Genomic DNA, 21,407 nt, shown 5'->3' on the forward strand with positions numbered 1-21,407 from the left:
ATGAAAAAAACGGTGACAACACTAACAGTTTTTTTTGCGGCTTCTGCGGGAGCTCAAGTGCAAAAAGTCGATTTAAAAAAAGACCTTTCTGCTGCTCACATTGTGGATCTTTATCAAATCACCGGGAAGAAAAATAAAACTCTTTCGCCTTTGTCACAGCTCAAAGACTATGAAATTCATTTGAAGTGGCAAGAGTGTATTGTGCTGGCTCCAAAAGTTTTTGCGAATCAGAAGGAATTGCGTGGTTGGGTTGGACAAACGTGGCTTCACTGTCTAGAGCAAGGACAAAAGAAAAAGACTGACCTTGCGGCAATGGAAAAAGCTTTGTCGACTTTAAGCACTCACAAAGATCTTTTTAAAGAAGGTCCTTGGGCTGATGATTTAGCAAGCCGTTGGGTTTCTTTGCGCTTAGATCAACTAGAAGCGCAAGTGCAAAAGAAAGAATCCAAAGCCGCGAATGCTTTGGGTGAATTACTTAACGAGCCCTTTAAATTAAGCAAAGAACAAAAATCACGCATTTATCAAGCCTTGGGTGATTTGGCTTTGGCAAAAGTGAATTATCATGAGGCGCAGTTCTTGTATGAAGAAGCGCAAGATCAAAAAGATTCTAAGTATCTTCAAGAAAAGTTAGAATTCCTAGCAAAGGCCCGCGGCGAAAGCATTTCTCCGAAAGTCGCTATTGAAACTCCGGAACTCGGGGAAGAAGTTAAAATCGAAGAACGTCTTCGTCAGTCTTTAAAGCAAAATGATTCTGTGGCGGCTTTAAAAGACGCGATCACGGTTTTAAATCAGTATCCGGGAAGCAGAAGTGCCCGACGTTTGAAAGATAAACCTTTGGAAATCTACAATTCACTGGCAGAAAAATTGGCGAAGGTCAAAGCGCTGAACGAAATGGAAGAAGCCGATAGCAGTCGATTGTTGGATTGGGCGCAGAACCTGCACCGTCGCGGCGATTATGCGGGTGCAATGTCTTTAGCTCAAGCGGCGGCAGAAAAAAGTCCGATGTCTCCACAGATTCCCAGTGCTTTGTGGATTGCGGGGCGCTGTGCTCACTTTTTAGGTCAGTATGACCGGGCATTAGAGCATTTTCAAAAATTGATCACTTACAATAACGGTTCAGATGAAGCGGCAGAAGCTCTTTTCCGTTCCAGTTTGATTTACTATCGCAAAAAAGATTTTTCAACGGCATCGGCCCTGCTGGAGCGTCTTTTACTACAGGGACGTGATCGTTATGATCTCAATGCGCAGTACTGGTTGATTCGCTCACTGCAGGAAACAAATCCGGAGCGCGCAAAACAGACAGCCGCAGCATTGATCGAAAAGTATCCGTTCTCTTATTATGGTTTGCGCCTTCGTGCGGAATCACAGGACGGAAAACTCTCTTGGCCAGATCTGAAAGACAAACCGCCAAAGTTGCAGACAGAATTTTATCTTGCGGGAAATCAGAAAAAATCATGGCAGCGTTTTAAAAAACTTTCGGATGCAGGTTGGGTGAGTGAAGCCCAGTCGGAACTTTCGGCGCTTCCACCTATCAAAGACGCGACGGTGAAAGTGTCTTTGGCTGAAAAAATGTCTGAGCGTCAGCAATACATGACAGCGATTCGTTTGATCAATGATGCTTTGGAAACAGATCCGAGTTTGCGCCGAGAGCAATTTGTGAAGCTTGGGTATCCTGAAGTTTTTGGTTCTTTGTATCAAGCTGAGGCGGAACGCTACGGTGTGCATGCTTCTCTGTTGCGAAGTCTCACTCGTCAAGAGAGTGCGTTTAATTTGCGCGCGGTCTCTACATCGAATGCTTTAGGGTTGATGCAAATGATTCCGCCGACAGCGCAGGAAGTGTCGAAAAAATTAGGACTCAAAATCGAATTGCCGGATGATATGTTCCGCCCTGAAGTGAATATTCCGATGGGTTCGTTTTATATTTCCCAGATGTTAGGCCAGTTCGAAAACAACGTGCCTTTCGCTCTAGCTGCATATAACGCAGGACCCTATCGTTTGCAGGCGTGGTTTGATGGAAGAGCTGAGGTCAGCGAATTAATGGCGAAACCCAGCAGCGCTCCTCGAGACGAAGTGTGGTTTGATGAACTTCCATGGACAGAGACAAGCTTTTACGTGAAAGCGATCTTGCGCAACGTTTTGCTCTATCGTCTAGCGGAAGAGAGCAGTTTCACTCTAAAACCCGTCTTATGGCAGGATTTGCTGAATAAAAAGGCAAAATAAGGGAGATGTTTTATTGAAAAACTCCTCGGGGCACTGTAGCCTGAAATCTGTGTCGGAGGAGAGGGACTCATGAGGAGACTTTTTACATTGAGTTTGGTCCTGGCCTTTGTGGCGGGATGTGCGCACAAGAACGTAAGCACAACAGCAGCCGGAGGTTCAGAAGGAGCCAATGCTGAAACGGAAATCAAGGACATCAGTTCCTTCCGTTTGTCAGACCCCGAAGGGCCCAAAGTGGTCGATCAAGAATTGGAATCAATTCCTACGGAAGTGAATCCTCTTGTTGAAAAATGGATTGCTTATTTCCAAGGCCGCGGTCGTCCGCATATGGAAAGATATTTAGCACGTTCCACTCGTTACGAAAAACTGATGAAAAAAGTTTTGCGTGACAACGGACTTCCTGAAGATCTTTTCTACATCGCATTGATCGAATCTGGTTTTAGTTCCCAAGCAACATCGCATGCAGCGGCTGTCGGTTACTGGCAGTTTATTCGCGGCACAGGAAAACGTTATGGTCTAGAGATCAGCCCGTTCGTCGATGAACGTCGTGACCCTGTTTTTGCCACTCAAGCAGCGGCAGAATACTTCAAAGGTCTTTATAGCGTTTTCGGTTCCTGGTATTTGGCGATGGCTTCTTACAACGTGGGTGAAAACCGTGTGAAGCGCGAAGTGATGAATCACTACACACGCGACTTCTGGGAACTCGCTCGTAAAAAACGTTTGCCAAAAGAAACTATCAATTACGTTCCTAAATTCATCGCAGCGAAAATGATCGGTAAAGATCCAGCGAAATATGGATTTGACGATATCGATTATCTTCCACCGATTGAGTTCGATCACATCTCTTTAAAACAACCTGTGAACCTTCGTTCCATGGCTGAAAAGTTGAACTTAAACTATGAGGACTTCAAAGCCCTCAATCCGAAGTTCAAAGGGGAAGTGGCAACGGTTAAAGGTGAAGAGCTGATCTTGCGTGTCCCACCGGGAACAACGGAAGCGGCTATCGTGGCAGCGAATGAAAGCGTTGTCGCTAACGTGCAGTTCATCGCCGACTCTGGTGACACTCAAGCATACCGTATCCGTCGCGGTGATACTTTGAGTACGGTGGCTCGCAAGTACCGCACGACTGTTGCGTACCTTCGTGACCTGAATGATATTCCTCGCCGCAAGCCATTGCGCGTGGGTATGAGAATCTACGTTCCAGATCGCACGCCGATCAAAGACCGTACTTCTGTCAATCGTTCTATCGTAGCGAAAAAATCAAACTCGGATTCAGGCCTTCAAAAGGTGAGTGCTGTGATGAGCGAAGATGGACGTTACTACATCGTTCAGTCTGGTGACTCTTTGTTCACAATCGCGCGCAAGTATTCAACAAGTGTTTCTGAGCTTCAACGTTTGAACAGCATCAAGCGTGGCCGCACATTGAAAGTCGGAATGAAATTGCGTGTGCCAACTCCTGACAGTTCTTCTGTTCGTGAAGTGGCGAAAGCAAAAGTTCACGTTGTTAAAAGAGGCGAAAATCTTTCTGTGATCGCCGCGAAATACAATGTATCGATGTCAGACATTAAGCAAAAAAACAAAATCCGCAATCCAGCTTCGTTAGTTGTCGGATCACGCATCGTAATTCCTTCTGAATCTGCACAATAAATAAAAAGTGCCAGAATAAAAAAGGGACTCAACAGAGTCCCTTTTTTTGTCTTTATAGGCCTATCGAAATTAGAAAATCACCACTTTAATACTGTCTGAAGCCGACAGTTTAATGTTCTTAAAGTTGATTTTGCCATCGTGAACTTCGTAAACATTCGATTTCAATTTCACGATAGTTCCGTCCGCATGAGAAAGAATCACGTCACGGATTTGTTGATCCTCCGGAATCGTCAAATCAAACTCTTGAGACACATACGTCGAAGCCGCTGCAATTTCCTCAAAGGCGTCTGTGAAAGTGTCATCGCCCGGGCAGATCGAGTAGGTTTTAATATTAAACGGTGAAAGTTCAGAAAGTCTTACCAATGAGTCCCCATAAGACTGACCTTGGTTAAGAGCGCAAGACTGACCTTTGATATTTGTGACAATGGACATGAAGAAGTTACTTCCCATTTTCGAAGCGGATAAATCTTTTAGGAAGGATTCCGCCACTGTCGCGCCACTGTTTAAATAGTATTGTGCACGGTTCACGGCACCAACGAAATACTGAGTGTTCGAGCGGCAAGCTTGAGTGCCCGCAACGCCCGTATAAACCAGTGCCAGATATTGCATCATGTTCGCACTGCCGCGGTAAGGATTCACACAGTAGTCGACAGCATTTTCGCTAGCTGTAGAAGTGGAGAAACCATAACCGTAGTTTTTGTATTTGCAGCTCGCCACGTGCGCCGAATTAAAGAAAACTTTGGTATTCACAATTAGCGATGTGGTGCCAACACGGGCGGCAACGGACTTGCTGATAGCATTGGCATCTTCCGTCGCACAATTTTGGCCTTCCATACTTTCGACGCCACGGATGACCGAACCAACACGGTCTGTGAAGGTGAGGGCTTGCACCGCCGATTTCACGCCGTCTCTTTCTGTGTAACCTTCGCCGGCAATTTCGTATTCAACCATTGTGCGACTGTAAGTATAAGAGCGGAACGTTGTTAACGTGTTAACGGTTTCTTTCTTACAGTGGTTAGCAACAGCGTAGTTGTCTTCGTCTGTTAAAAGAAACACCACGGTTTTTTCGTTTTCACTTAATTTCGCCGGAGTTTGTGAAAGGAACTGAATCACGCTGCACAGGCCGGATTCCTGATCAATGCCGCCGATGCCTACGCCTTTGATGGCTGATCTAATTTTGTTAAGAACAGTTTGTCTGGCTGTTTCAGAGTCCGTGGGATTTAAGACAAAATTAGTTGGGTTCAACGTGCCGAAGTTCAACTTCGCGACTTGATTTTCTGGTGCTCCTGTCAACTCAGCCGTTGTTTTGACGTAGGTCTCAACACCGTTGTTGACCATGCCGTAACCCGCAATGGTATTGGAGATATAGCTTGAAGTCGTCAAAAGATGAACAGTGACTTTTTTGCTGGAAAGACTTGTCAAAAGTTTCTCAGCTTTTTCCGCCAAAGCTTCTTGCGATTGTTTCATTGTCGCCGAGTTGTCGATCACAAGGACCAATTGAGTTGAAGGATATTCTTTAGATTCTTCAGGTTTTAAACTCACGACCTGAGCGTTCGGAGGCAAATCACCGTAAATGTTGTAAGCGGAATTTGCGTCGATAGAAAATTGCAGACCATTATTGGGCGCACAGTTTTGAAAGAACGTAACGTTTAAAACAGAAAGAGCCACAAGCAAAGCGGCATTTGATTTCTTCATGTCATTCCCCCGAACACAAGAAGCTATGTTTTTAAAGAATACCATTGTTCGCTCGAGAAACTCAGTTTTTCTGTCGGCGGCTGATCAAAATAAGATGTCTATCAGTTCGACGCCGTCTTAGCCCAGTGATTCTACGTAGCTGTCAATAATTCATCGGATAGACGGCGGTAAAGAAGAGATGTTCCCTGTCAAACTTGCGAACGCTTTCTATACTTCCTCAATATGAAGATGACGAATGGCCTCTTTAATCTTTTGGATGAGGATGTTTTTTTCCGGCGTGGCGGTTGCCTTCTTAATCTCGTTACGACGGCCATTGTAGAGGTAATACAAATAGTCTTGCAGGGTTTCTTCCGTAATCTCTTTATGAGACGAAGCCATATTGCGCAGTTCTTTTAATTGTTCCGCGGCGAAAGCCAAAGTCGTGATGGCGGCGTTTTCGGGTTTGCGCAATTCGTTTTTTTCAATGTGATAGTGCTCAGTGATCACGTCAGGAATGTTTTTGATCTGTGTCGGACCGCGACTGTTCGCGCTGGTATCAAAGCCATTTCCTTTAAGAACCGACACCACGACAGGAGCAGTTTGTTTTAAACGGTACTTCCAGCTTGTGCCATAGTCTGTTTCCGGTGAAAGTACACCGAAAGCAAATTCCGCCAGCATATTGTATTCGTCATTTTCAATTTGCAGAAGTTCCATCAACTTCTTTTTTTCTTCCTGCAATGCTTGAACATATTTTCTTGTAAAACGGTCGGTGAAATCCACCGACATCTCACTATCTTTGGCGGAAACGTTTAAAGGCGAGTAGTTGAAGGCCGGACGATTTCTTAATACTTGAGCCGCACCGAAGGTCAGTGTTTGATTGCGAATGCGGAAGCGGTGATCTGTGGATTCCGGCAAAACATAAATCGGGGTGCCTACGTGCAGACTAAAGTTTCCTAAAAAGAGAGCATGAACGGAATCATCTTTTTCAGCTTTGCCATAGTGGAACGTTTGTTTTACTCCGGAATAAATATAAATTCCGGCGCCACCTTTTTCCAATTCATCACCAGGATAAACACGGATGGAAGATTTGCTTAGAACTTGGTTTTGTTCGCCAAACAATATCGCGGTTTTTTCTTTTTTATTTATCACCACATATTGTGACGTCGCCCACTTGCTGTGAAAATATTTAATCGCGGCAAGGTCGCCTTGCTGATTGATTTTGTTTTTTTCTTCAAAGTAAGTGCGGAAGTCACCCGAGGCCCAAGCCCAGGAAGAAGTTAGAATTAAAACGGCGGACAAAATAAATTTCATCATTTTATTGGCCTCGCTCTGAAAGTGTATCGGCGTCATCGCCGGAAGTGTCGGGCAATGCTCTCATGTTTCTGCGGTTGGCTTCTTGAGTGACGGACTTTGCAGACTGTTGGTATAAATAAAGGAAGAAGCCGCGGGCTTGAGTCACGATGTTTTTATCTTTAACGATCACGATCTGCTCGTTATTGCTTTCTGCATTTTCACTTGGATTAAAAGAAGTTCCTAAAACCGCCAAAGAGTCTTCAGGGAAAATAAAAACTTTATGATGAATTTTCGAAGTCGTTTTCACACTGGTGCCATCTTCCAGCTTTAAATGTCTCTCGCCGTAAATTTCAGGCGCAGTGCGAATGGTTTGCTGAAGATTCGTGACACCCAAAGCGCCCAGAGCACTCAGGATCGGAGCTTCCTGGTCCACTAAATATTTTCCAGATGCGAGGTCTTTTTTGAGTCCTGATAAAGAAAGAAACACACTCCACTCGCGCATCGCAAACGGCGTGTCTCCGACAGAGCGGAACTCAAACGTTCCACGCTCTTCCATATCGCGTTTCGCTCTTTGGAAAAGAGCGTCCTGAATTTGTTTTGAAGAAAACGCAAAGTGCACGGCTTCAATAGGGCCATGTGTATTTAGGATTAACGGAACGTAAATGCTTTTATTGACGTCACCATCTCCGCCTTTTGGTGAGAAGGAAAGAACAATGTAAGGCGCCTCTTGAGCGTCTTTTTTATCACCAAAGATTTTAAAGCTTCCACCAATCGGATACTGGCTTTGCCCGCGGATTTTAAATTCCAAAGTTTTGCGAAGCTCAGCTTGCGTGACTTGCGCAGGCAAAGTTCCCAAAATAATCAAAGCGTGGTTGGCGTTAGGAATTGAATAGATCGGTCTTTTTTCTTTCGGAATGTCAACAAGGTCCCCTTCGGGGCCAATGCAGCTTTGGGTAAAATTGCCGGACAAGAAAAGAACCGCCGCGCGAGGACCGAACGGATCGCGCACGATAATTTTTTGGTGATTCAGACCGACAGAATTGACCGCCACGGTTTTAAAGTTTTCGCTTTCAATTTCTGAAAGGAAATCAAAAATCTTTTTGACTTCAGGTCGAGTGGAAATAGTTCCGGCATCAATACCACCGTGAACCTTCACGCCTTTTTTAAGGTGGCGGTTTTTAAGGGCGTCCGCGATCACTTGAAGATCAAAGTCAAAAACGTTGTACCATATTTCTTGTTCTGCTCCGTTGATAAAATCGACGACGACTTTGCGAAGATTATCACCAGGCACAACGCTTTTGGGGTCATTCAAATTGCGCAGGTGCGGATGGTTAACAAACAAACGCATGCCTTTATATCCAGGGGCGTCGCCTGGTAAAGAAAGCACGGCAGGATTGCTCGGACTTGCGTAGGCCTCGATTTGCTTTTGGAACTCGGGAGACTGCACCAGATTTTTGAGCTGAGCCTTCACGGTTTTCAAATACTCGGCGTAAGCCTCCGGTGACTCAGATTGAGACACGGCCATGCGGGTCGTCACTTGCTCTATTAATGGCATGTACTCCGGTTTGTTTTGCAGAACGAAGACAATCTGACTTTGCGTGAGAGGTTGAGACTGCTGCACTAAAGCCTCATTCAGCGCTTTATAAAGATCTTTATTCGACATGACCTTGTACGTGAGATCAAAGATCTTCGCGTAGTCGTAGCTTTGAGTCGCCAAGCCCGAAAGACTTAGTAGCAGAATAAATAAAAATGAAACAAAGCGGGATGTTCTCATCATTCAGCTAAACAGAGCAAAATTCCGGCCTCTTCAGAGGGCGTATAAAGGTTTTTACGTCAGGAAATCGACAAAGAAGGTTCGGAGGTAACAAATATAGTCACTCTGAGCGAACAGAAAGAAGGGCCAGGTGCCTTTACTCGAAATCTTGAATTGCATAGTCTTATTGCACATGCACGTTTTTAAAAACAGCGGCGGGCTGACCATTCTTGAGAGCCTTGTTGCCATCCTTGTAGTCTCCATTGCTACGATGGCGGCGGCCGTTGTATTTAACAACTACTGGGCCATCTCCTCGGATCTCTCGCGGGAAGGAAAATCCAACGATCTTTCCGTCACGATTTTTACAGATGTCTTTAAGTCACCTCGTTATAAAATCGCACGACTTTGCAGTGACAAGAATGCCTGGGAGCGACGGACGAGCAGTCCTTGTGAAGCCATCAGCCTAGAGACAGAAAAAGTGGGAGTTCCCATCAACGCGGAAAACATCAACGACATTCCCGCGATGGGTGAGCTTCTAGGAAAGAACTTGGCGTTTTTTATCGGGCCTCACTATGCGTCTCCAAGCTGTATTGATTTAATGTATTGCAAGTACATCGTCGCCAATCAGCTCTTGGAACTGTCATTTAATTATTATTATTTTTCTACGAAATCACAGAAACTGGAATTTAAGACCGTGAAAATTCGGAGGGGGCCATGGTAAAAAATCAGAGCGGTTTTTCCTTGATAGAAATTCTCGTGGCTTTAGGTGTAACTCTGATTGGAATTTTCGCCATTTCCTCCGCATTTTCAGACATCACGAAAGATTTCAATAAAGTTTTTTTGAATCGGTCGATTAAAACGGATGCGAATCTTCTGATGGGTTTCTTGCAAAGAAATATGCTAAGATCCGACGTTCATTTTTACGCCTTTGCCGCGCAGGTGACAGGTCTTCCTTTAGGGCGCTTGGTTATTCCCTACGAAGGAAAATGTGCAAGCCTTACGGAAAATTGTGAAAACTCGACGTCATATCTTTGGGTGTACTCCGATGTCAAAAGTCCGTCTCTGCCGATCATCTGTCCTTTGGATGAAAAGACTCTTCTCATTGATTCTTCAGTAAGTGACTTCGGTAATTTAGGAATTTCTGCGAATGCCGCCCTGGTCAGTTCTAACGGCACACAAATGCCGGTAGGGGAAATAGATCTTTCGGTGAATACGGTGATCGCTCTGACGGATGAACCTAATTCGGTGTTATTCGCAATCACCGGAAGCGTGCAAAAATTCGATCCACAATACAACGCCGTAACGGGGACTTACGGTGAAGTTCGTTATGCCAACAATTCGGATTGTCTTAAGTACACACGAGATAAGTCGCGACTTTATACGATTTCTGTCAAACCGTTTTTAGTTCCTGATTCGGGAGCGGATACTCCGGATGCGACGACGATTATCAATGCAATGGGACGCCCTCCAATGAAGCTGTCTCCGGTGCGTTTGATGAGCACAGGAATGGACCACGTTGAAAAAGAGCTGAACCTGGTGGTGAGTGACTGCGTGTTGCAAAGTGGAGATAAAATTTCTTGCACCAAGGTTTTTCTTAGAACGGAGGGTGTTGTCAGTGTGCACGCCCAACAGATTTTCAACAAACCATTTGCAGGTGAAAAAGAAATTCGTTCCGTGGCCTTTTCAAATATTTATTGTGATACATCGGGATGCCAGGTGTTGAGCCTTCCGTCGCCATTGCCGGTCGCACTTTCAGGGGAGTCCGACGGTCAGATCGTGAAAAGTGCCTTTTCTTTGGTGAAACAGGAATACATCCACACCATTAGTTTTTATTTGCAAATCAATCGTGATTACAAAACCGGAATGACCAATGCTCCACTCATCAACGAGGTTTATCATGTCAGCTCGTTTTGATCAGCGGGGAAATATTGTTTTAAGCCTGATTTTGGTAGGAGTGTTAGGAATCATCGTGAGTGCCGTCGCGGCATTGATCAATGATCAGATCAAGGAAGCCGTACGCCAACGGCAGAGTTCCCAGCATAGGTTGGCATTAAGCTCCGCTATTGAAACTTTTATGGTGGCAGTTCGCTTCGCTGAAGCAAAGTACATGATTGAAACCCGACACTGTGATGATGCTCGTCTGTTTCTGCGTGCCTTAGCTGAAGGACATCATTGTTCTCAGCTTGGCGGGAAAAAATTGACGACCTTCACGGTGGACGATCTTTCGGGGCTGACTTTGGAAGAACGCAGTCTTTTTACTTATGGCGAGGATTGGGAGATTCAGGAAGCTTCCCCTGCCCAAGGTCCGATGACTCGCAAAGTGATGTCCGTGAGCATGGATCGTATGCAGGTCGATTTTTTCTACAATAACACGTTCACCTCAAAAGACCGCGCGGAGTTTAATGCCGTTCTTTATAACAACGGTGAAAGAATCGCGAACAATCGGTTTTCTTTGTTCACCTCGGACTCTCCGAATCGCATGCATCTGGATTCTGGAGATCTTAAGATCGTGCAGCAATATCCCACTGCCAACGATGCTTGTCGCAATCAAATGTGGTCCAAGTATCGACAGTATTCGGGCACATCTTGCGATGAGGTTGCGAACTTAGGCGGCGGGACGGGAGTCGCTTTTTACCGAGGGGATTTTTTTGGTCTGCGTGCTAACGACGGTCAGATTGTCAACTTTCGCAATCTCAATGGTAGCTCCTACCTTGTCGCGGAAAATGGCAGTTTGAATGGGGTTAAGGTTTTTCCAGAATATAACAAGGAAGCTTTTACCAATGTCGACGATATTGAAATCTTAGGCGAAGATGCCGGAGAAGATCAGTTGATTGCCGTTCACGGTGGAGGCGAGGGAACGGTGATAAGTTATCTGAACACGACGACAAAATCTCTGATCCCGATTTGTAAACTCGGTCAGATGGGATGGGCCCAGGGATTTTCTGGAATTGCAGGCACCATTGGAAGCCACAGTTTGATTTTAGACTCTTCAAATCCTTCCGCGAGTGTTTCGACGTTTCTTTTAAAATCGGATTCAGGAAAACTTCTTTATGTCTTGATTAAATCAGTGGCGACGTCAGAGGACCTCACGGGACTTGAGCCCGAGTTCCTGGTTACGCAGACCAATGGACGAAAATTTATATGCACAGGTTTTCCTGACACCTACGAGCAGGACATTGAAAACACCCGAACGCTCGGCCTGACCCGCGGAAAGCAAGTCAGCAGACCCTATTATATTTTTTAAAGAGGAGTTTCTATGGGCTTAATGAAAATATTTGTTCTCATCTCTGTGAGTTTGTTGAGCATGCAAAGTTTTGCCAATCGAGTTTTGATTTCTCCACCGTTGGATTTGGCGTCCTACCATGATTTTAGGAAAGATGTTTGGGAGGGAGCAACAGGAACGACGGACGGCACCCCGATCATTTCCGGCTTCATCGTCAAAGTAACATTGTCGAATCTTTCGAAACTTCCGCAGACGGGAAGTGTTTCGTTTAATAACGGTTCTGGAAATTACGGAAACAACATGTGTTGTCCCGCGTATAGTATGAACACCACCGTTGTCATTTGTGGCAACGTGAGTGGCACAAAAACCAGTGCTAGCAATGGTCCTATTAATAACTATACCGGGGAGGGAAAGTGGTCCTTGGCTCCGAACAGTTCAACGGTGATTTCCATTGTTGGCATGGGCGAAGGAACTTATGGAAATCCTATTGGCCCAGCGAAAACTTTCGCAACGAGTATTAATCTTTCCGGTACTCTAAAAATCACCGTGAACGAAGATCGCGGTGCGATTCAGGGATCAATTTCGACGTATCCTAATTCGTCTTCAGGAGGATCGTATTGCGGGTATTCGTGGAATAACATGATGTACGGCAAATACATCAACGTCAGCGGCACGGATCAAGTCATTCAGCTGAATGGCGGCAGACCTTTTTGACTTTGTCTCGCCATTCATCAGATCGACCCGAAGTGGTTCGCTCCCATCTGAATGAGCGAACTTAGGCGACATTTCTTGGCTCGCGTTCAGAGAATGTACCATTTAAAACAATCTGGCTGAAAATGGCCAGGGTCTTCGTTTTGCATCGAACTTAAGATGAACGGAGATTTTATGCGATTTAGACACATGTCCATGGCCTTCGCTATTCTTACTGTAAGCCTCTTTGCCCAAGGGGCTGTCTCGCCCACGGATTCTGTCAGAGAAAATTCCTGGGGCACATTCCGTGTTGGCAGTCGTTACGTTTTGAGTCGCATGACATTGTTGGGAAAAGAAGAGCCCAATCAAACAGAGTCCCAGAACAACTCATTGACCTTGGATCGCGGCACTGAGTTTGAAGTTATTGAAAATTTCAAAGGTAGTGACGGTCGGGAACTCGTGCGCATCGGTTTGGATGTGGAAGAAGATTATATGAATGACCTCCCGTCCGATCTTTGGGTTGACGCTCGCGATTTGACACTTGGTCAACCGCAAATGATGAACGCGCAAGATAGTCTTTATCAGGATGTAAAATCTTATGATGATGAATACGAGGTGGCAGGTCCCGCGCAAAAACGCAGAGGCCGTCGTACGGGCGGCAGTCGTGGAGGCATGACCTATTGCTATCGTAACGTGAAAAAGCGTTTGATGTCTCAATGTGGTGTCGATGTTTATCTGCCAGGAGCGGCTGCTTATCAAGCAGAGACGATTTTACCGCAATATGGATTCAAGAAAATCTCTGCTGATTGGAGCAACTATAAAGATCTTCCGGTCTGCACGGTTTGTGTGTCCTCTGGTGGAAGTAAAAACTGTGGCACTAAGGACCGTTTCCAGGCTTGCGGGGATGTGGCGATGAAGGTGAGTAAAGCGGCTCGCGGCGGGTGGCATGGATGGAAGCCTCGCATGGACAGTCCGATTCTTGGAAATCACACTTCTTTAGGCTGTTTTTATAAAGAGCCTTAGTTGCCGCGATTACTTAGGAAAGTGGGGGACTTCAATAACCGCTCTAAATCCTTGTCGGGAACAGATAGCAAGGATGATTGTTCGTAGAGCCGTGATGTTTTTTCCTCCGACGCCAAGAACTTTTCCGACACAATTTTTATTGAAAGATAATTTGTAGACTGTTGTTTGGTCGCCAATCTCGATATCCACAGAAACGGATTCCTGATCGAGCTTATCAACCATATTCTTAATTAAAGACTCCAACAGAGCTCGGACATTCTCTCGGCAAACCGTTATGTCGTTAGAGGTGCCGAAGGAAGGTTTCTTTGTGACAGGAATGGATCGCAATCGTAAGTCCCTTCTGTTTTTGTTAATTTATTGGAGCATGTTGATTTCGTGATCTCAAAGAAAAGTGAATGAGTGGTACTAGGATCTTGTGCGCTTAAAGAGTGCTGTTTAAAAAAGAAAAAATCCCTCGATGGGGATTTTAATTCGCAAGGTCCTAAAAAAAGTGCTTGCGAGGAATCTTCAGTGATAACTCGCAAGCTAAGGGGAATGAAACCAATCCTTGTATGTAATTGTTCCTTCCATATGCACACCTCTGATTCCTCAGGTGACTCACCTTTGGCAGCTGGCTGGCGTGGTTCGCACCGACACCCCTTTAGCTTTGCGTCCCGCCGTTTCCGACGGTTTGCCTTGAGGCAAAGGAAGGATCTAAATCCTAACGAGTATAACCCTAGGAACCTCCTTTGAGTTATTCTTGATAGATCCAACCAGTTCATCGTTTTTTTAGAGAGGCCTGAACCCGAAACCTCTTGGTAGCAATCCTGGTGATTCGCACGTCACTTCGGTGGTTCATCATGATGATCGTGAATTCGATTTTTCATCCGCGTCCTCCCTTAGCTTGGCCCTAAAAGCTTTCACTTACCCGAGGTAAGTCTCCCGAGCCATGTGGTTTCAACTCTTTTAGGATAGCTCGACCAAAGTTTTATTTTCAATAGCACCACTGTCGATTCTCAAAATATGTCGAAAATGCGTTTCGCTCCGAGAATAAGGCGGGGATCTTGTTTTAAGCTGAAACAAAAAAGGACTCGCTCAGAGTCCTTTTTTAAATAATTATTTCGATATGCAGTCGATTATCGACAAGGGGAGCTCGCTGTCACTTCCTCATAAGTACAACTTACGTCTCCTCTTTTCGCTTCTTCTTTAGCTTGATCCAACGAACACGCTGGCTGAAATCTTTCCCCAGGAGTGAACATAAGTTGCCCCTTGCTATCATAGCAACGTCTACACAAAATGAAATACTGAGGCCATTGGCCTTCCGGGCAGGGACTTGTCACTTCAGTTTGAAGTTCAGTGCTCGCGGAAAACTTCGCTTTTTTTATCTCTGTTTTTTGATACGCATCTAGACTTGCAACAATCTTATATTCAATGGAGCCGCTGCCTAAATGAACCCCGGATCTTTGATCAATAATATTTCCAACGTATTCGGCGTTTTTAAATTCTTTCCCGCCAACGCCTTGGTTGCGTATCATTTTACTTCCACGATAGACCTTTACATTGTTCGCTCCACTCACTCTCCATGAAACAGGAACGTCAATCTTTGTCGTATCTTCAGGATGCCTATTCACTCTTTCCGGCACAGTCAGAAAGACTTGCGGTTTGCCAGCTCTAACCATCAAATGAGAAATACTTTTTCTTTTACTGTTTGGTTCGTTGTCGTATTGAGGATTGATAGACTCTTCCGTGAAGGAAAGGTCGATAACAATAGCTGATGGAGTATGCGGAGACGCCATCTTGTATGGGTTGTGAATGGAAATAACACGATCCCAGGTTTTTGTTTTTGTGTCGGACCCCACATCGGCTGTCGTATAGAACATTCGTTTTTGGTCTACGAGTTCAGTTGATCTTTTGGGAATATCAGTGACATGTTCAAGTTCAATTCCACTTACTCGTACTGTGAGTTTATTGAAAAGGCCTTGTCTGATAATGAACTCGAATGAAGAAGGGTCCCCAAAGACAATCCCTTGCTTGTCAGGGGCTTCGAGAATTTGGATCATGGCCGGAGGGGCATTGTTTTTAATTTGATCTACGCTTTTGGTAAGCGATTGGCAGCCGATATTGGCTAAGACGAAAAATAAAATCGTAAACTTGGGATTAATTTTCATGAGCACTTCCTTTAAATAAGAAATGCTCACATATTAAAACCTCAAATCAACATGAAAATTGGTTTACAAGACCTTCATCCAAAAGTCGCACTTTTGCGAAACTCTAGGGAAGAATCTCGCGAATGCGATCCGCAATCTTCATAAACTCTTGAGCTTCAGCGCCATTGCTATTCGCCTCAACAATCGGAATTCCCGCTTCACATGCAAGACCTACAGAAGGATTAAATGGAACCGCGCCGAGCTTAGCAATGCCTTTGGAGTCAGCGTAAGAATCCATTTCTCCTTTAGGGAAAAGCTGCATTTTTTCGCCGTTCACAGGATTGATCATGTAAGCCATGTTCTCAATCATACCTAGCATTGGAACATTCACGCGTTGGAACATGTCGACGGCTTTTTTCACATCAAGCAACGCCACGTTCTGCGGAGTTGAAACAACAACTGCACCGGCCACAGGAACTTTCTGTGCGAGCGTCAATTGGATATCGCCGGTCCCTGGTGGAAGATCGACAAGAAGGTAATCCAACTCGCCCCAGTTCACATCGCGAAGGAATTGATCCATGGCTTTAAAAAGCATGGGACCACGCCATACAACGGCGGCACCTTCTTCAACCAAAAAACCAATGCTCATAAGTTTGATGCCGTAACGAGTGATTGGCTCAAGTTGATTTGTTTCGGGATTGATTTGTGGTTTTTGCCCTAGTGTTCCCAACATACGAGGAATGCTCGGACCGTAGATATCCGCATCAAGTAAACCAACCTTGCTTTTTTTGCCTAAAGCCATAGCAAGATTAGTAGCCACCGTACTTTTTCCAACGCCACCTTTGCCCGAACTTACGGCAATAATGTGTTTCACTCCGGGAATGGGTGTCTGTTTTTCAAAGGGATTTGGGGCAGCCATGAATGGGACTCCTTGATAATTTTGTGCTCACAACGAATAATAGAAGTTGAATGAATAGCCAAGACTTTTTGACATTGAATTTAGTTGGAGCGGGGGCTTTCATCTTCTGGTATCTCGTATCGCGCGGAGGATCACGTCGTCCGACGCAGTTAAATATGAAAGCCAAGGATAGCGCACCGCCACTCATGGAAGCGACACCAGAACCTCCAACCACGGCGGGTGTAGCTTTGCGTCGTCATCCCGACGTTGAAGGCACCGTTACAAAAAGCCTGAATGTGATGTTTAACTACAATGGACACAGCTGGGACGCCTATGAAGTCTTGGGAGTTCCAGCGGGAGCGTCTTTAAAAATCGTCACCGAGGCTTATCAGGCCGCCATTCGCCGATCAGATAAAGAGTCTTTGGAGTTTTTAGAGACGGCCTATAAGGCGATTTTGAATAAAAGTTAGTACTGCTTCAGCCTGCGCGCCACGGGCGCTCTGGCACTGCCGGCGTCCGCCGATCATCTTGAATACAAACAGCTAAAGCCCTTGCGATTTTGGCTGTGCTCCCACAAGAATTTTCCTGTTTCGTCGATAATCACAGTGTCTTCTTGTTGAAGTGTAACGGCCGTTTCCTCGTTAGAAAAAAGAGTCGTTTCCATTTTGCGAATCACATTATCTTTGCGACTGACATACGTCAGAATTTTCTTTTTTCCGTGCTCAACTTTTTCGTGAACAATTTTAGAGCCTTTATTGATATTGCAAAACTTCTGCGTGTCGCCTTCATCCGTCGGACGCAAGGTGAAACCGCCGCATTCGGCACTCCATTCAATTTCTTTCGGGCAGCCTTCAGTTCCGGTCACGAAATAGTAAACACCGACAGAAGCGGGCGCAGGAGCTACACTTTGTGGCGCGCGGGCAATCAACTGTTCAGGAGCCGCCGACCACTGATGTGTGGCCGCTTGCAGTCCCAAAATGAGAAAAAAGAAAACTTTTTGCCAGCGCATGAAAACTCCTTCGAATAAAGAGATTCAAAGCAAAGGTCATGCAGGCACAGATGCATTTAAACAAAGCGACGTTCCGCCATTCTCAAAGTGAAATGTTAAACTTCACAGAGAGTGACAAAAACGGCGCTTTTGATTTTTACTTTTTAGCTTGCGGAGGAATCACGTCGAAATTCACATACGGTGTCTGCGGGATTTTTCCCGGAGGCAACGAGGAAGGAATTGACTGCGAATGATTTCCCAAAGAACGGATGAAGCGATAAATGGAGCGCGCATCTTTCTCGGCCATGGCATTCACAGAGTAATAAGGCATCGGGGGAAGAGATTTAAGATGTTTCAAATAAGTCACCCATTGATCTTCTGTCATGCCAGCGACACGCGCGCGAAGATTTGTAGGATACGAAGTTCCCCATGGACCTTTCCAACCGACGTCAGAACCGCTGAGCCAATCTTTTTCAGGCACAGCGCCGTTTTTAGGGGCGTACATGGGAGTATGGCAGTCGTTGCAGCCCGTGATTTGAATTAAATAACGTCCATGCTCTGCCGTAGGTTCATTGCTGGCAGACTTTGCTCTGTCTTGACCTAAAGCCAAGTGACCAGAGAGTAAAACCCCGAGAAGAACCATATTTGCTGTTTTCATACTCACTCCTTGATTGAGATAAGCCAATTTAGCATTTTACGGGGCGCGAATTTGCTAGGAATGTCCTAAAAAGATCTTAAATTTTTCCTAAACGGCCTGTAGGATGGGCGAGATGAATTCAGCAGAGCTGCGACAATTAATTGAGACAGGTGTTGGAATGGTTATGTCCACACGCAACGCCGATATGTGGCCCGATCTTTGTGAGGTTGTAGGCCTTCATTTGCGCGAAGACAGCAAAATGATGTCTGTTTTTGTTTCGCAAGCTCACGCTGATCATAGTTTGCAGAATATCAAGAGCAATGGTGCTATTGCTGTCTCCCTGTCACGTCCTTGCACCTTTGAAGCGGCACAGATCAAAGGCAAAGTGGTGGGAGTTCGTCCGATGACCACCGAAGAACACAATCAATCTCAAGCTTGGGCAGAAAGATTTCGTAAAGAGATCCAGTTAATCGGAGTGACCAATGAAGCTGCAATGGGATTAAAACTGCAAGCCGATACCACTTTGGAAGTCGAAGTTGAAAATATATATCTGCAAACGCCGGGACCGCGCGCAGGAACGAAGCTGGAGCTTGCATGACATTGAAGTTGTCGGATTTAGCTTGCTGTTTTGAAGGCGTAGTTCCCTCTATGATTGCGACGTGTTCGCAAGATGGAACTCCCAATGTGACTTACATCAGTCACGTCTATCGCGTCGATGAAAAGCATGTAGCGACGTCGTTTCAGTTCTTTAATAAAACCCGCGCGAATCTTTTAGAGAATCCATTCGCGATGATCAAAGTTCGTCATCCTGGAAATCTTCAGTCTTATCATCTCAAGGTTAAATATCTGCGCAGCGAAGAGCAGGGACCTAACTTCGATCAGATGTCCTTAAAGCTCGACGTGATTGCGGCTTATGAAGGCATGGGATCAATTTTTAAAATGAAAGCCGCCGATATTTACGAAGTCCTAGAGGTTAAAGAAATCGCGGATCAAACGACGATGCCCGCTCCCGATCTGTGTGGATTCAACGTTAGTTTGGCTGATTTAGAGATGTTGCGTGTGATCTCGGATAAGTTCAGCGGTCTTTCCAGTTTGGAAGAGCTTTTAGATCACTCCATGGATATTTTAAATCGCTATTTGGGGTGGACTCACATGATTCTTTTGCTGGCGGACTTGCAGCAAAAGGTTTTGGTCACGCACTCTAGCTTTGGATATCCTTTTGGCGGTGTCGGAGCGGAAATCCGCTGGGGACAAGGACTTGTTGGACTTTGCGCTGAACATAAGCGTCTTTTGCAGGTCAGTTCTTTGGGGGAAGGTCTACGTTATGCTCAAGCCGCCAAAGTAGGGCATGCTCAAGAAAATCTATCAGCGAAAATTCCTTTCCCGGGATTGACGAATCCGGCTTCGCAAATCGCAGCGCCATTGAAAGTTCAAGGGGACTTTATCGGTGTGCTTGCCGTGGAGTCAGAGAAAAATTTCTACTGGGGATTTAAAGAACAGCTTCTGCTTTCAACCGTGAGTAATTTCTTAGCTGTGGGAATTCGTGCTTTGGAGAATCAAGGCACGATCATGAAAGTGACAAAAACAGAACCGGTAATGCCAACGCCGATAGACGCAAAATCTTTGCGCTTACGTTGGGTGCCTGAATCAGAACTTATTTTCGTCAACGATCAGTATTTAATTAAAAATATTCCAGCGAGAATCTTGTGGTATCTTTTGCAAACCTACCAGAAGACGGGCCGAAGTGAGTTTTCAAATATGGAACTTCGCGCGGAAAAGAGTCTGCAACTTCCGGAAATCAAAGATAATCTGGAAACACGTTTGATTCTTCTGCGTAAACGTCTTGAAGAACAATGCCCTGCCATCCGTTTACAGTCGACCGGCCGTGGCCGCTTCCGCATTGAAGTCGCTGGAAAGTTGCAGTTTTAATCAACTTTCTGCTGCGAAGGACGAGTCCAAATAAAAATCAAAACACAGGTGCAAATAATGCCTGCACTGATCTGCGCATAACGAGGCACGCGCTCATTTATTAACGACAATGAAACCAGCGGCACCATCAACACTGTCGCTAGAATTTTCGCACGCAGACGGATCACGCCATGGCGTTGCCAATCCAGAATAAACGGACCTAAATGCGGTTGACTTAAAAGCCACTGGTGCCAGCGCTCTGAACTGCGCGCAAAACAAAAAGCCGTGAGAAGTAAAAACGGTGTCGTCGGCAAAAGAGGAAGAAAAATTCCAATGACTCCCAAGAGCAGAAAGATCCATCCGAAAATAAAATAAACTGTCTTTACCGTCGATTTTAACATGATGACATTGTAATGATTTAACTGTCTTTTGTTCAAGGAGACAATTGTCAGTCTTCCGTTGGCGATATTCAAAATGTACATGACGCCACCGACCACTTCGTCTAAATAGTTAAGAATAGTCAGCGCGAAGCTGGTACTGGGAAAGATTTTTAATGTTAACAAAGTTAGTGTCTGAAAATAACTCGTCTCTGTCTTTATTTCTTCATGAAATTTTAGATTCACGAAAAAAACGCAATTCTCAGTATTCCTTGCGGGCCTTTGCGCGGGATCTTGAAATATCCCCGGGCCGGTTGTCTGACTTTTTGTCGGGCCGTCGCATTCCGGGTAAAAGACTGAGTGCCCGTATGATTATGGCGTTAAAAATGACGGAAGATGAAAGCGCAAAGTTTCAACATCTTATCTCACGCAACAGGGAATATGCTTCAAGGATCGGGGGAGCACATCTTCTGCGTGAAGATGAATTTTCATTGATTGCGGACTGGGAGCATTTTGCACTGCTGATGTTGATGGGCACTTCCGGCTTTTCTGACGATGTGGCTTGGATGGCCAAACGCCTGCAAACGTCGGAGCTTAAGATTCAAAACGCAATCGAGCGCATGGAACGTCTTGGTTTGGTAAAAAGACACAATGGCCGTCTGAAGCGTTTAAAGTCTCGGGTTTCAACCACGCATGAAATTCCGTCAACAGTCGTGAAGGAATCCCATCGGCAAATTTTGGAACATGCGCTCTTATCTTTGCAAAAAGATGATATTTCTGTTCGCGATATCACTTCGATTACGATTCCCGCCGATCCGGCCAAACTGGACGAGGCGAAAAAGCACATTCGAAACTTCCGCCGAAAGATGGCCGAGCTTCTGAACGGGGAAAATAAATCCGAAGTCTACAATTTAAATATTCAGTTGGTGCCCGTAACAAAAGTCAAAAAATAG

19 protein-coding genes, 1 pseudogene and 1 riboswitch are annotated in these 21,407 nt (G+C 45.3%); of the genes and pseudogenes, 11 read left to right on the top strand and 9 right to left on the bottom strand.

The features are described from left to right. On the top strand, window positions 1–2,220 hold the full coding sequence (locus tag AAAA78_RS05190; protein WP_340590717.1) for a lytic transglycosylase domain-containing protein: 2,220 nt from the start codon (window positions 1–3) through the stop codon (window positions 2,218–2,220). Between the two features lie 69 nt (window positions 2,221–2,289). Beyond that, on the top strand, window positions 2,290–3,864 hold the full coding sequence (locus AAAA78_RS05195) for a LysM peptidoglycan-binding domain-containing protein (protein ID WP_340590719.1): 1,575 nt from the start codon (window positions 2,290–2,292) through the stop codon (window positions 3,862–3,864). Between the two features lie 69 nt (window positions 3,865–3,933). Here AAAA78_RS05195 and AAAA78_RS05200 read toward each other — a convergent pair whose 3' ends face one another. From AAAA78_RS05200 to AAAA78_RS05210, 3 genes are all read right to left on the bottom strand, one after another. Beyond that, window positions 3,934–5,559, bottom strand: coding sequence for a hypothetical protein (locus tag AAAA78_RS05200; protein ID WP_340590720.1), 1,626 nt, complete (start codon window positions 5,557–5,559; stop codon window positions 3,934–3,936). A gap of 207 nt (window positions 5,560–5,766) precedes the next feature. Beyond that, a complete protein-coding gene (locus AAAA78_RS05205; protein WP_340590721.1) occupies window positions 5,767–6,852 on the bottom strand; it encodes a hypothetical protein in 1,086 nt (361 codons plus the stop codon). Window position 6,853: 1 nt separating this feature from the next. Further along, complete coding sequence (locus AAAA78_RS05210) at window positions 6,854–8,608, bottom strand: hypothetical protein (RefSeq protein WP_340590722.1); 1,755 nt, start codon at window positions 8,606–8,608, stop codon at window positions 6,854–6,856. A gap of 169 nt (window positions 8,609–8,777) precedes the next feature. On the opposite strand from AAAA78_RS05210, the gene AAAA78_RS05215 reads away from it, so the two are divergent. The 5 genes from AAAA78_RS05215 to AAAA78_RS05235 all read left to right on the top strand — a co-directional run bounded on the left by AAAA78_RS05215 (window position 8,778) and on the right by AAAA78_RS05235 (window position 13,520). After that, window positions 8,778–9,305, top strand: coding sequence for a hypothetical protein (locus tag AAAA78_RS05215; protein WP_340590724.1), 528 nt, complete (start codon window positions 8,778–8,780; stop codon window positions 9,303–9,305). Beyond that, a complete protein-coding gene (locus tag AAAA78_RS05220; protein WP_340590726.1) occupies window positions 9,299–10,498 on the top strand; it encodes a PilW family protein in 1,200 nt (399 codons plus the stop codon). The genes AAAA78_RS05215 and AAAA78_RS05220 overlap by 7 nt, the downstream gene beginning before the upstream one ends. Next, window positions 10,482–11,828 (top strand): hypothetical protein, encoded by a 1,347-nt coding sequence (locus AAAA78_RS05225; RefSeq protein ID WP_340590727.1) that lies wholly within the window; start codon window positions 10,482–10,484, stop codon window positions 11,826–11,828. Before AAAA78_RS05220 ends, AAAA78_RS05225 begins: the two co-directional genes overlap by 17 nt. 12 nt (window positions 11,829–11,840) lie before the next feature. Next, window positions 11,841–12,521: a hypothetical protein gene (locus tag AAAA78_RS05230; protein WP_340590728.1), complete on the top strand. Its 681-nt coding sequence runs from the start codon at window positions 11,841–11,843 to the stop codon at window positions 12,519–12,521. Between the two features lie 171 nt (window positions 12,522–12,692). Further along, window positions 12,693–13,520: a hypothetical protein gene (locus AAAA78_RS05235; protein WP_340590730.1), complete on the top strand. Its 828-nt coding sequence runs from the start codon at window positions 12,693–12,695 to the stop codon at window positions 13,518–13,520. A 9-nt stretch (window positions 13,521–13,529) separates the two neighbouring features. On the opposite strand, the gene AAAA78_RS05240 is transcribed toward AAAA78_RS05235, so the two are convergent. The 3 genes from AAAA78_RS05240 to AAAA78_RS05250 form a co-directional block, all read right to left on the bottom strand. Continuing rightward, window positions 13,530–13,847, bottom strand: a complete 318-nt coding sequence (locus AAAA78_RS05240; protein ID WP_340590732.1) for a KH domain-containing protein — start codon at window positions 13,845–13,847, stop codon at window positions 13,530–13,532. A 275-nt stretch (window positions 13,848–14,122) separates the two neighbouring features. Further along, a riboswitch (cyclic di-GMP riboswitch) is annotated at window positions 14,123–14,205 on the bottom strand. Window positions 14,206–14,635: 430 nt separating this feature from the next. Further along, on the bottom strand, window positions 14,636–15,667 hold the full coding sequence (locus AAAA78_RS05245) for a hypothetical protein (RefSeq protein WP_340590733.1): 1,032 nt from the start codon (window positions 15,665–15,667) through the stop codon (window positions 14,636–14,638). Between the two features lie 103 nt (window positions 15,668–15,770). Next, window positions 15,771–16,565, bottom strand: a complete 795-nt coding sequence (locus AAAA78_RS05250; protein WP_340590734.1) for an Mrp/NBP35 family ATP-binding protein — start codon at window positions 16,563–16,565, stop codon at window positions 15,771–15,773. Window positions 16,566–16,615: 50 nt separating this feature from the next. On the opposite strand from AAAA78_RS05250, the gene AAAA78_RS05255 reads away from it, so the two are divergent. After that, window positions 16,616–17,014 carry a hypothetical protein gene (locus tag AAAA78_RS05255; RefSeq protein WP_340590736.1) on the top strand — a complete coding sequence of 133 codons (399 nt, stop codon included), beginning with the start codon at window positions 16,616–16,618 and terminating at the stop codon, window positions 17,012–17,014. A 53-nt stretch (window positions 17,015–17,067) separates the two neighbouring features. On the opposite strand, the gene AAAA78_RS05260 is transcribed toward AAAA78_RS05255, so the two are convergent. Beyond that, on the bottom strand, window positions 17,068–17,553 hold the full coding sequence (locus AAAA78_RS05260; protein ID WP_340590737.1) for a hypothetical protein: 486 nt from the start codon (window positions 17,551–17,553) through the stop codon (window positions 17,068–17,070). A 136-nt stretch (window positions 17,554–17,689) separates the two neighbouring features. Then, window positions 17,690–18,190 carry a cytochrome C gene (locus tag AAAA78_RS05265; RefSeq protein WP_340590738.1) on the bottom strand — a complete coding sequence of 167 codons (501 nt, stop codon included), beginning with the start codon at window positions 18,188–18,190 and terminating at the stop codon, window positions 17,690–17,692. Window positions 18,191–18,302: 112 nt separating this feature from the next. Between AAAA78_RS05265 and AAAA78_RS05270 the strand changes: the two genes are divergently transcribed. After that, the gene (locus tag AAAA78_RS05270; protein WP_340590740.1) at window positions 18,303–18,767 is read left to right on the top strand and encodes a hypothetical protein; all 465 of its coding nucleotides are present in this window, start codon (window positions 18,303–18,305) and stop codon (window positions 18,765–18,767) included. Window positions 18,768–18,817: 50 nt separating this feature from the next. Beyond that, window positions 18,818–19,699, top strand: a pseudogene (locus AAAA78_RS05275) (GAF domain-containing protein); the annotation flags it as partial. A 395-nt stretch (window positions 19,700–20,094) separates the two neighbouring features. On the opposite strand, the gene AAAA78_RS05280 reads toward AAAA78_RS05275, so the two are convergent. Then, a complete protein-coding gene (locus AAAA78_RS05280; RefSeq protein WP_340590744.1) occupies window positions 20,095–20,640 on the bottom strand; it encodes a YbaN family protein in 546 nt (181 codons plus the stop codon). Between AAAA78_RS05280 and AAAA78_RS05285 the strand changes: the two genes are divergently transcribed. After that, a complete protein-coding gene (locus AAAA78_RS05285) occupies window positions 20,631–21,407 on the top strand; it encodes a TIGR02147 family protein (RefSeq protein WP_340590745.1) in 777 nt (258 codons plus the stop codon). The genes AAAA78_RS05280 and AAAA78_RS05285 overlap by 10 nt on opposite strands.

This window comes from Bdellovibrio sp. BCCA, from assembly GCF_037996825.1.
Classification (GTDB): Bacteria; Bdellovibrionota; Bdellovibrionia; order Bdellovibrionales; family Bdellovibrionaceae; genus Bdellovibrio.

What these genes read in the sequence shown, in the direction of transcription:
- AAAA78_RS05200 (WP_340590720.1), bottom strand. Translation starts at nt 5,559, where the DNA reads ATGAAGAAATCAAATGCCGCTTTGCTTGTGGCTCTTTCTGTTTTAAAC.
- AAAA78_RS05195 (WP_340590719.1), top strand. Translation starts at nt 2,290, where the DNA reads ATGAGGAGACTTTTTACATTGAGTTTGGTCCTGGCCTTTGTGGCGGGA.
- AAAA78_RS05230 (WP_340590728.1), top strand. Translation starts at nt 11,841, where the DNA reads ATGGGCTTAATGAAAATATTTGTTCTCATCTCTGTGAGTTTGTTGAGC.
- AAAA78_RS05245 (WP_340590733.1), bottom strand. Translation starts at nt 15,667, where the DNA reads ATGAAAATTAATCCCAAGTTTACGATTTTATTTTTCGTCTTAGCCAAT.
- AAAA78_RS05255 (WP_340590736.1), top strand. Translation starts at nt 16,616, where the DNA reads ATGAATAGCCAAGACTTTTTGACATTGAATTTAGTTGGAGCGGGGGCT.
- AAAA78_RS05265 (WP_340590738.1), bottom strand. Translation starts at nt 18,190, where the DNA reads ATGAAAACAGCAAATATGGTTCTTCTCGGGGTTTTACTCTCTGGTCAC.
- AAAA78_RS05215 (WP_340590724.1), top strand. Translation starts at nt 8,778, where the DNA reads ATGCACGTTTTTAAAAACAGCGGCGGGCTGACCATTCTTGAGAGCCTT.
- AAAA78_RS05270 (WP_340590740.1), top strand. Translation starts at nt 18,303, where the DNA reads ATGAATTCAGCAGAGCTGCGACAATTAATTGAGACAGGTGTTGGAATG.
- AAAA78_RS05220 (WP_340590726.1), top strand. Translation starts at nt 9,299, where the DNA reads ATGGTAAAAAATCAGAGCGGTTTTTCCTTGATAGAAATTCTCGTGGCT.
- AAAA78_RS05285 (WP_340590745.1), top strand. Translation starts at nt 20,631, where the DNA reads ATGTTAACAAAGTTAGTGTCTGAAAATAACTCGTCTCTGTCTTTATTT.
- AAAA78_RS05225 (WP_340590727.1), top strand. Translation starts at nt 10,482, where the DNA reads ATGTCAGCTCGTTTTGATCAGCGGGGAAATATTGTTTTAAGCCTGATT.
- AAAA78_RS05210 (WP_340590722.1), bottom strand. Translation starts at nt 8,608, where the DNA reads ATGATGAGAACATCCCGCTTTGTTTCATTTTTATTTATTCTGCTACTA.
- AAAA78_RS05260 (WP_340590737.1), bottom strand. Translation starts at nt 17,553, where the DNA reads ATGCGCTGGCAAAAAGTTTTCTTTTTTCTCATTTTGGGACTGCAAGCG.
- AAAA78_RS05235 (WP_340590730.1), top strand. Translation starts at nt 12,693, where the DNA reads ATGCGATTTAGACACATGTCCATGGCCTTCGCTATTCTTACTGTAAGC.
- AAAA78_RS05250 (WP_340590734.1), bottom strand. Translation starts at nt 16,565, where the DNA reads ATGGCTGCCCCAAATCCCTTTGAAAAACAGACACCCATTCCCGGAGTG.
- AAAA78_RS05190 (WP_340590717.1), top strand. Translation starts at nt 1, where the DNA reads ATGAAAAAAACGGTGACAACACTAACAGTTTTTTTTGCGGCTTCTGCG.
- AAAA78_RS05205 (WP_340590721.1), bottom strand. Translation starts at nt 6,852, where the DNA reads ATGATGAAATTTATTTTGTCCGCCGTTTTAATTCTAACTTCTTCCTGG.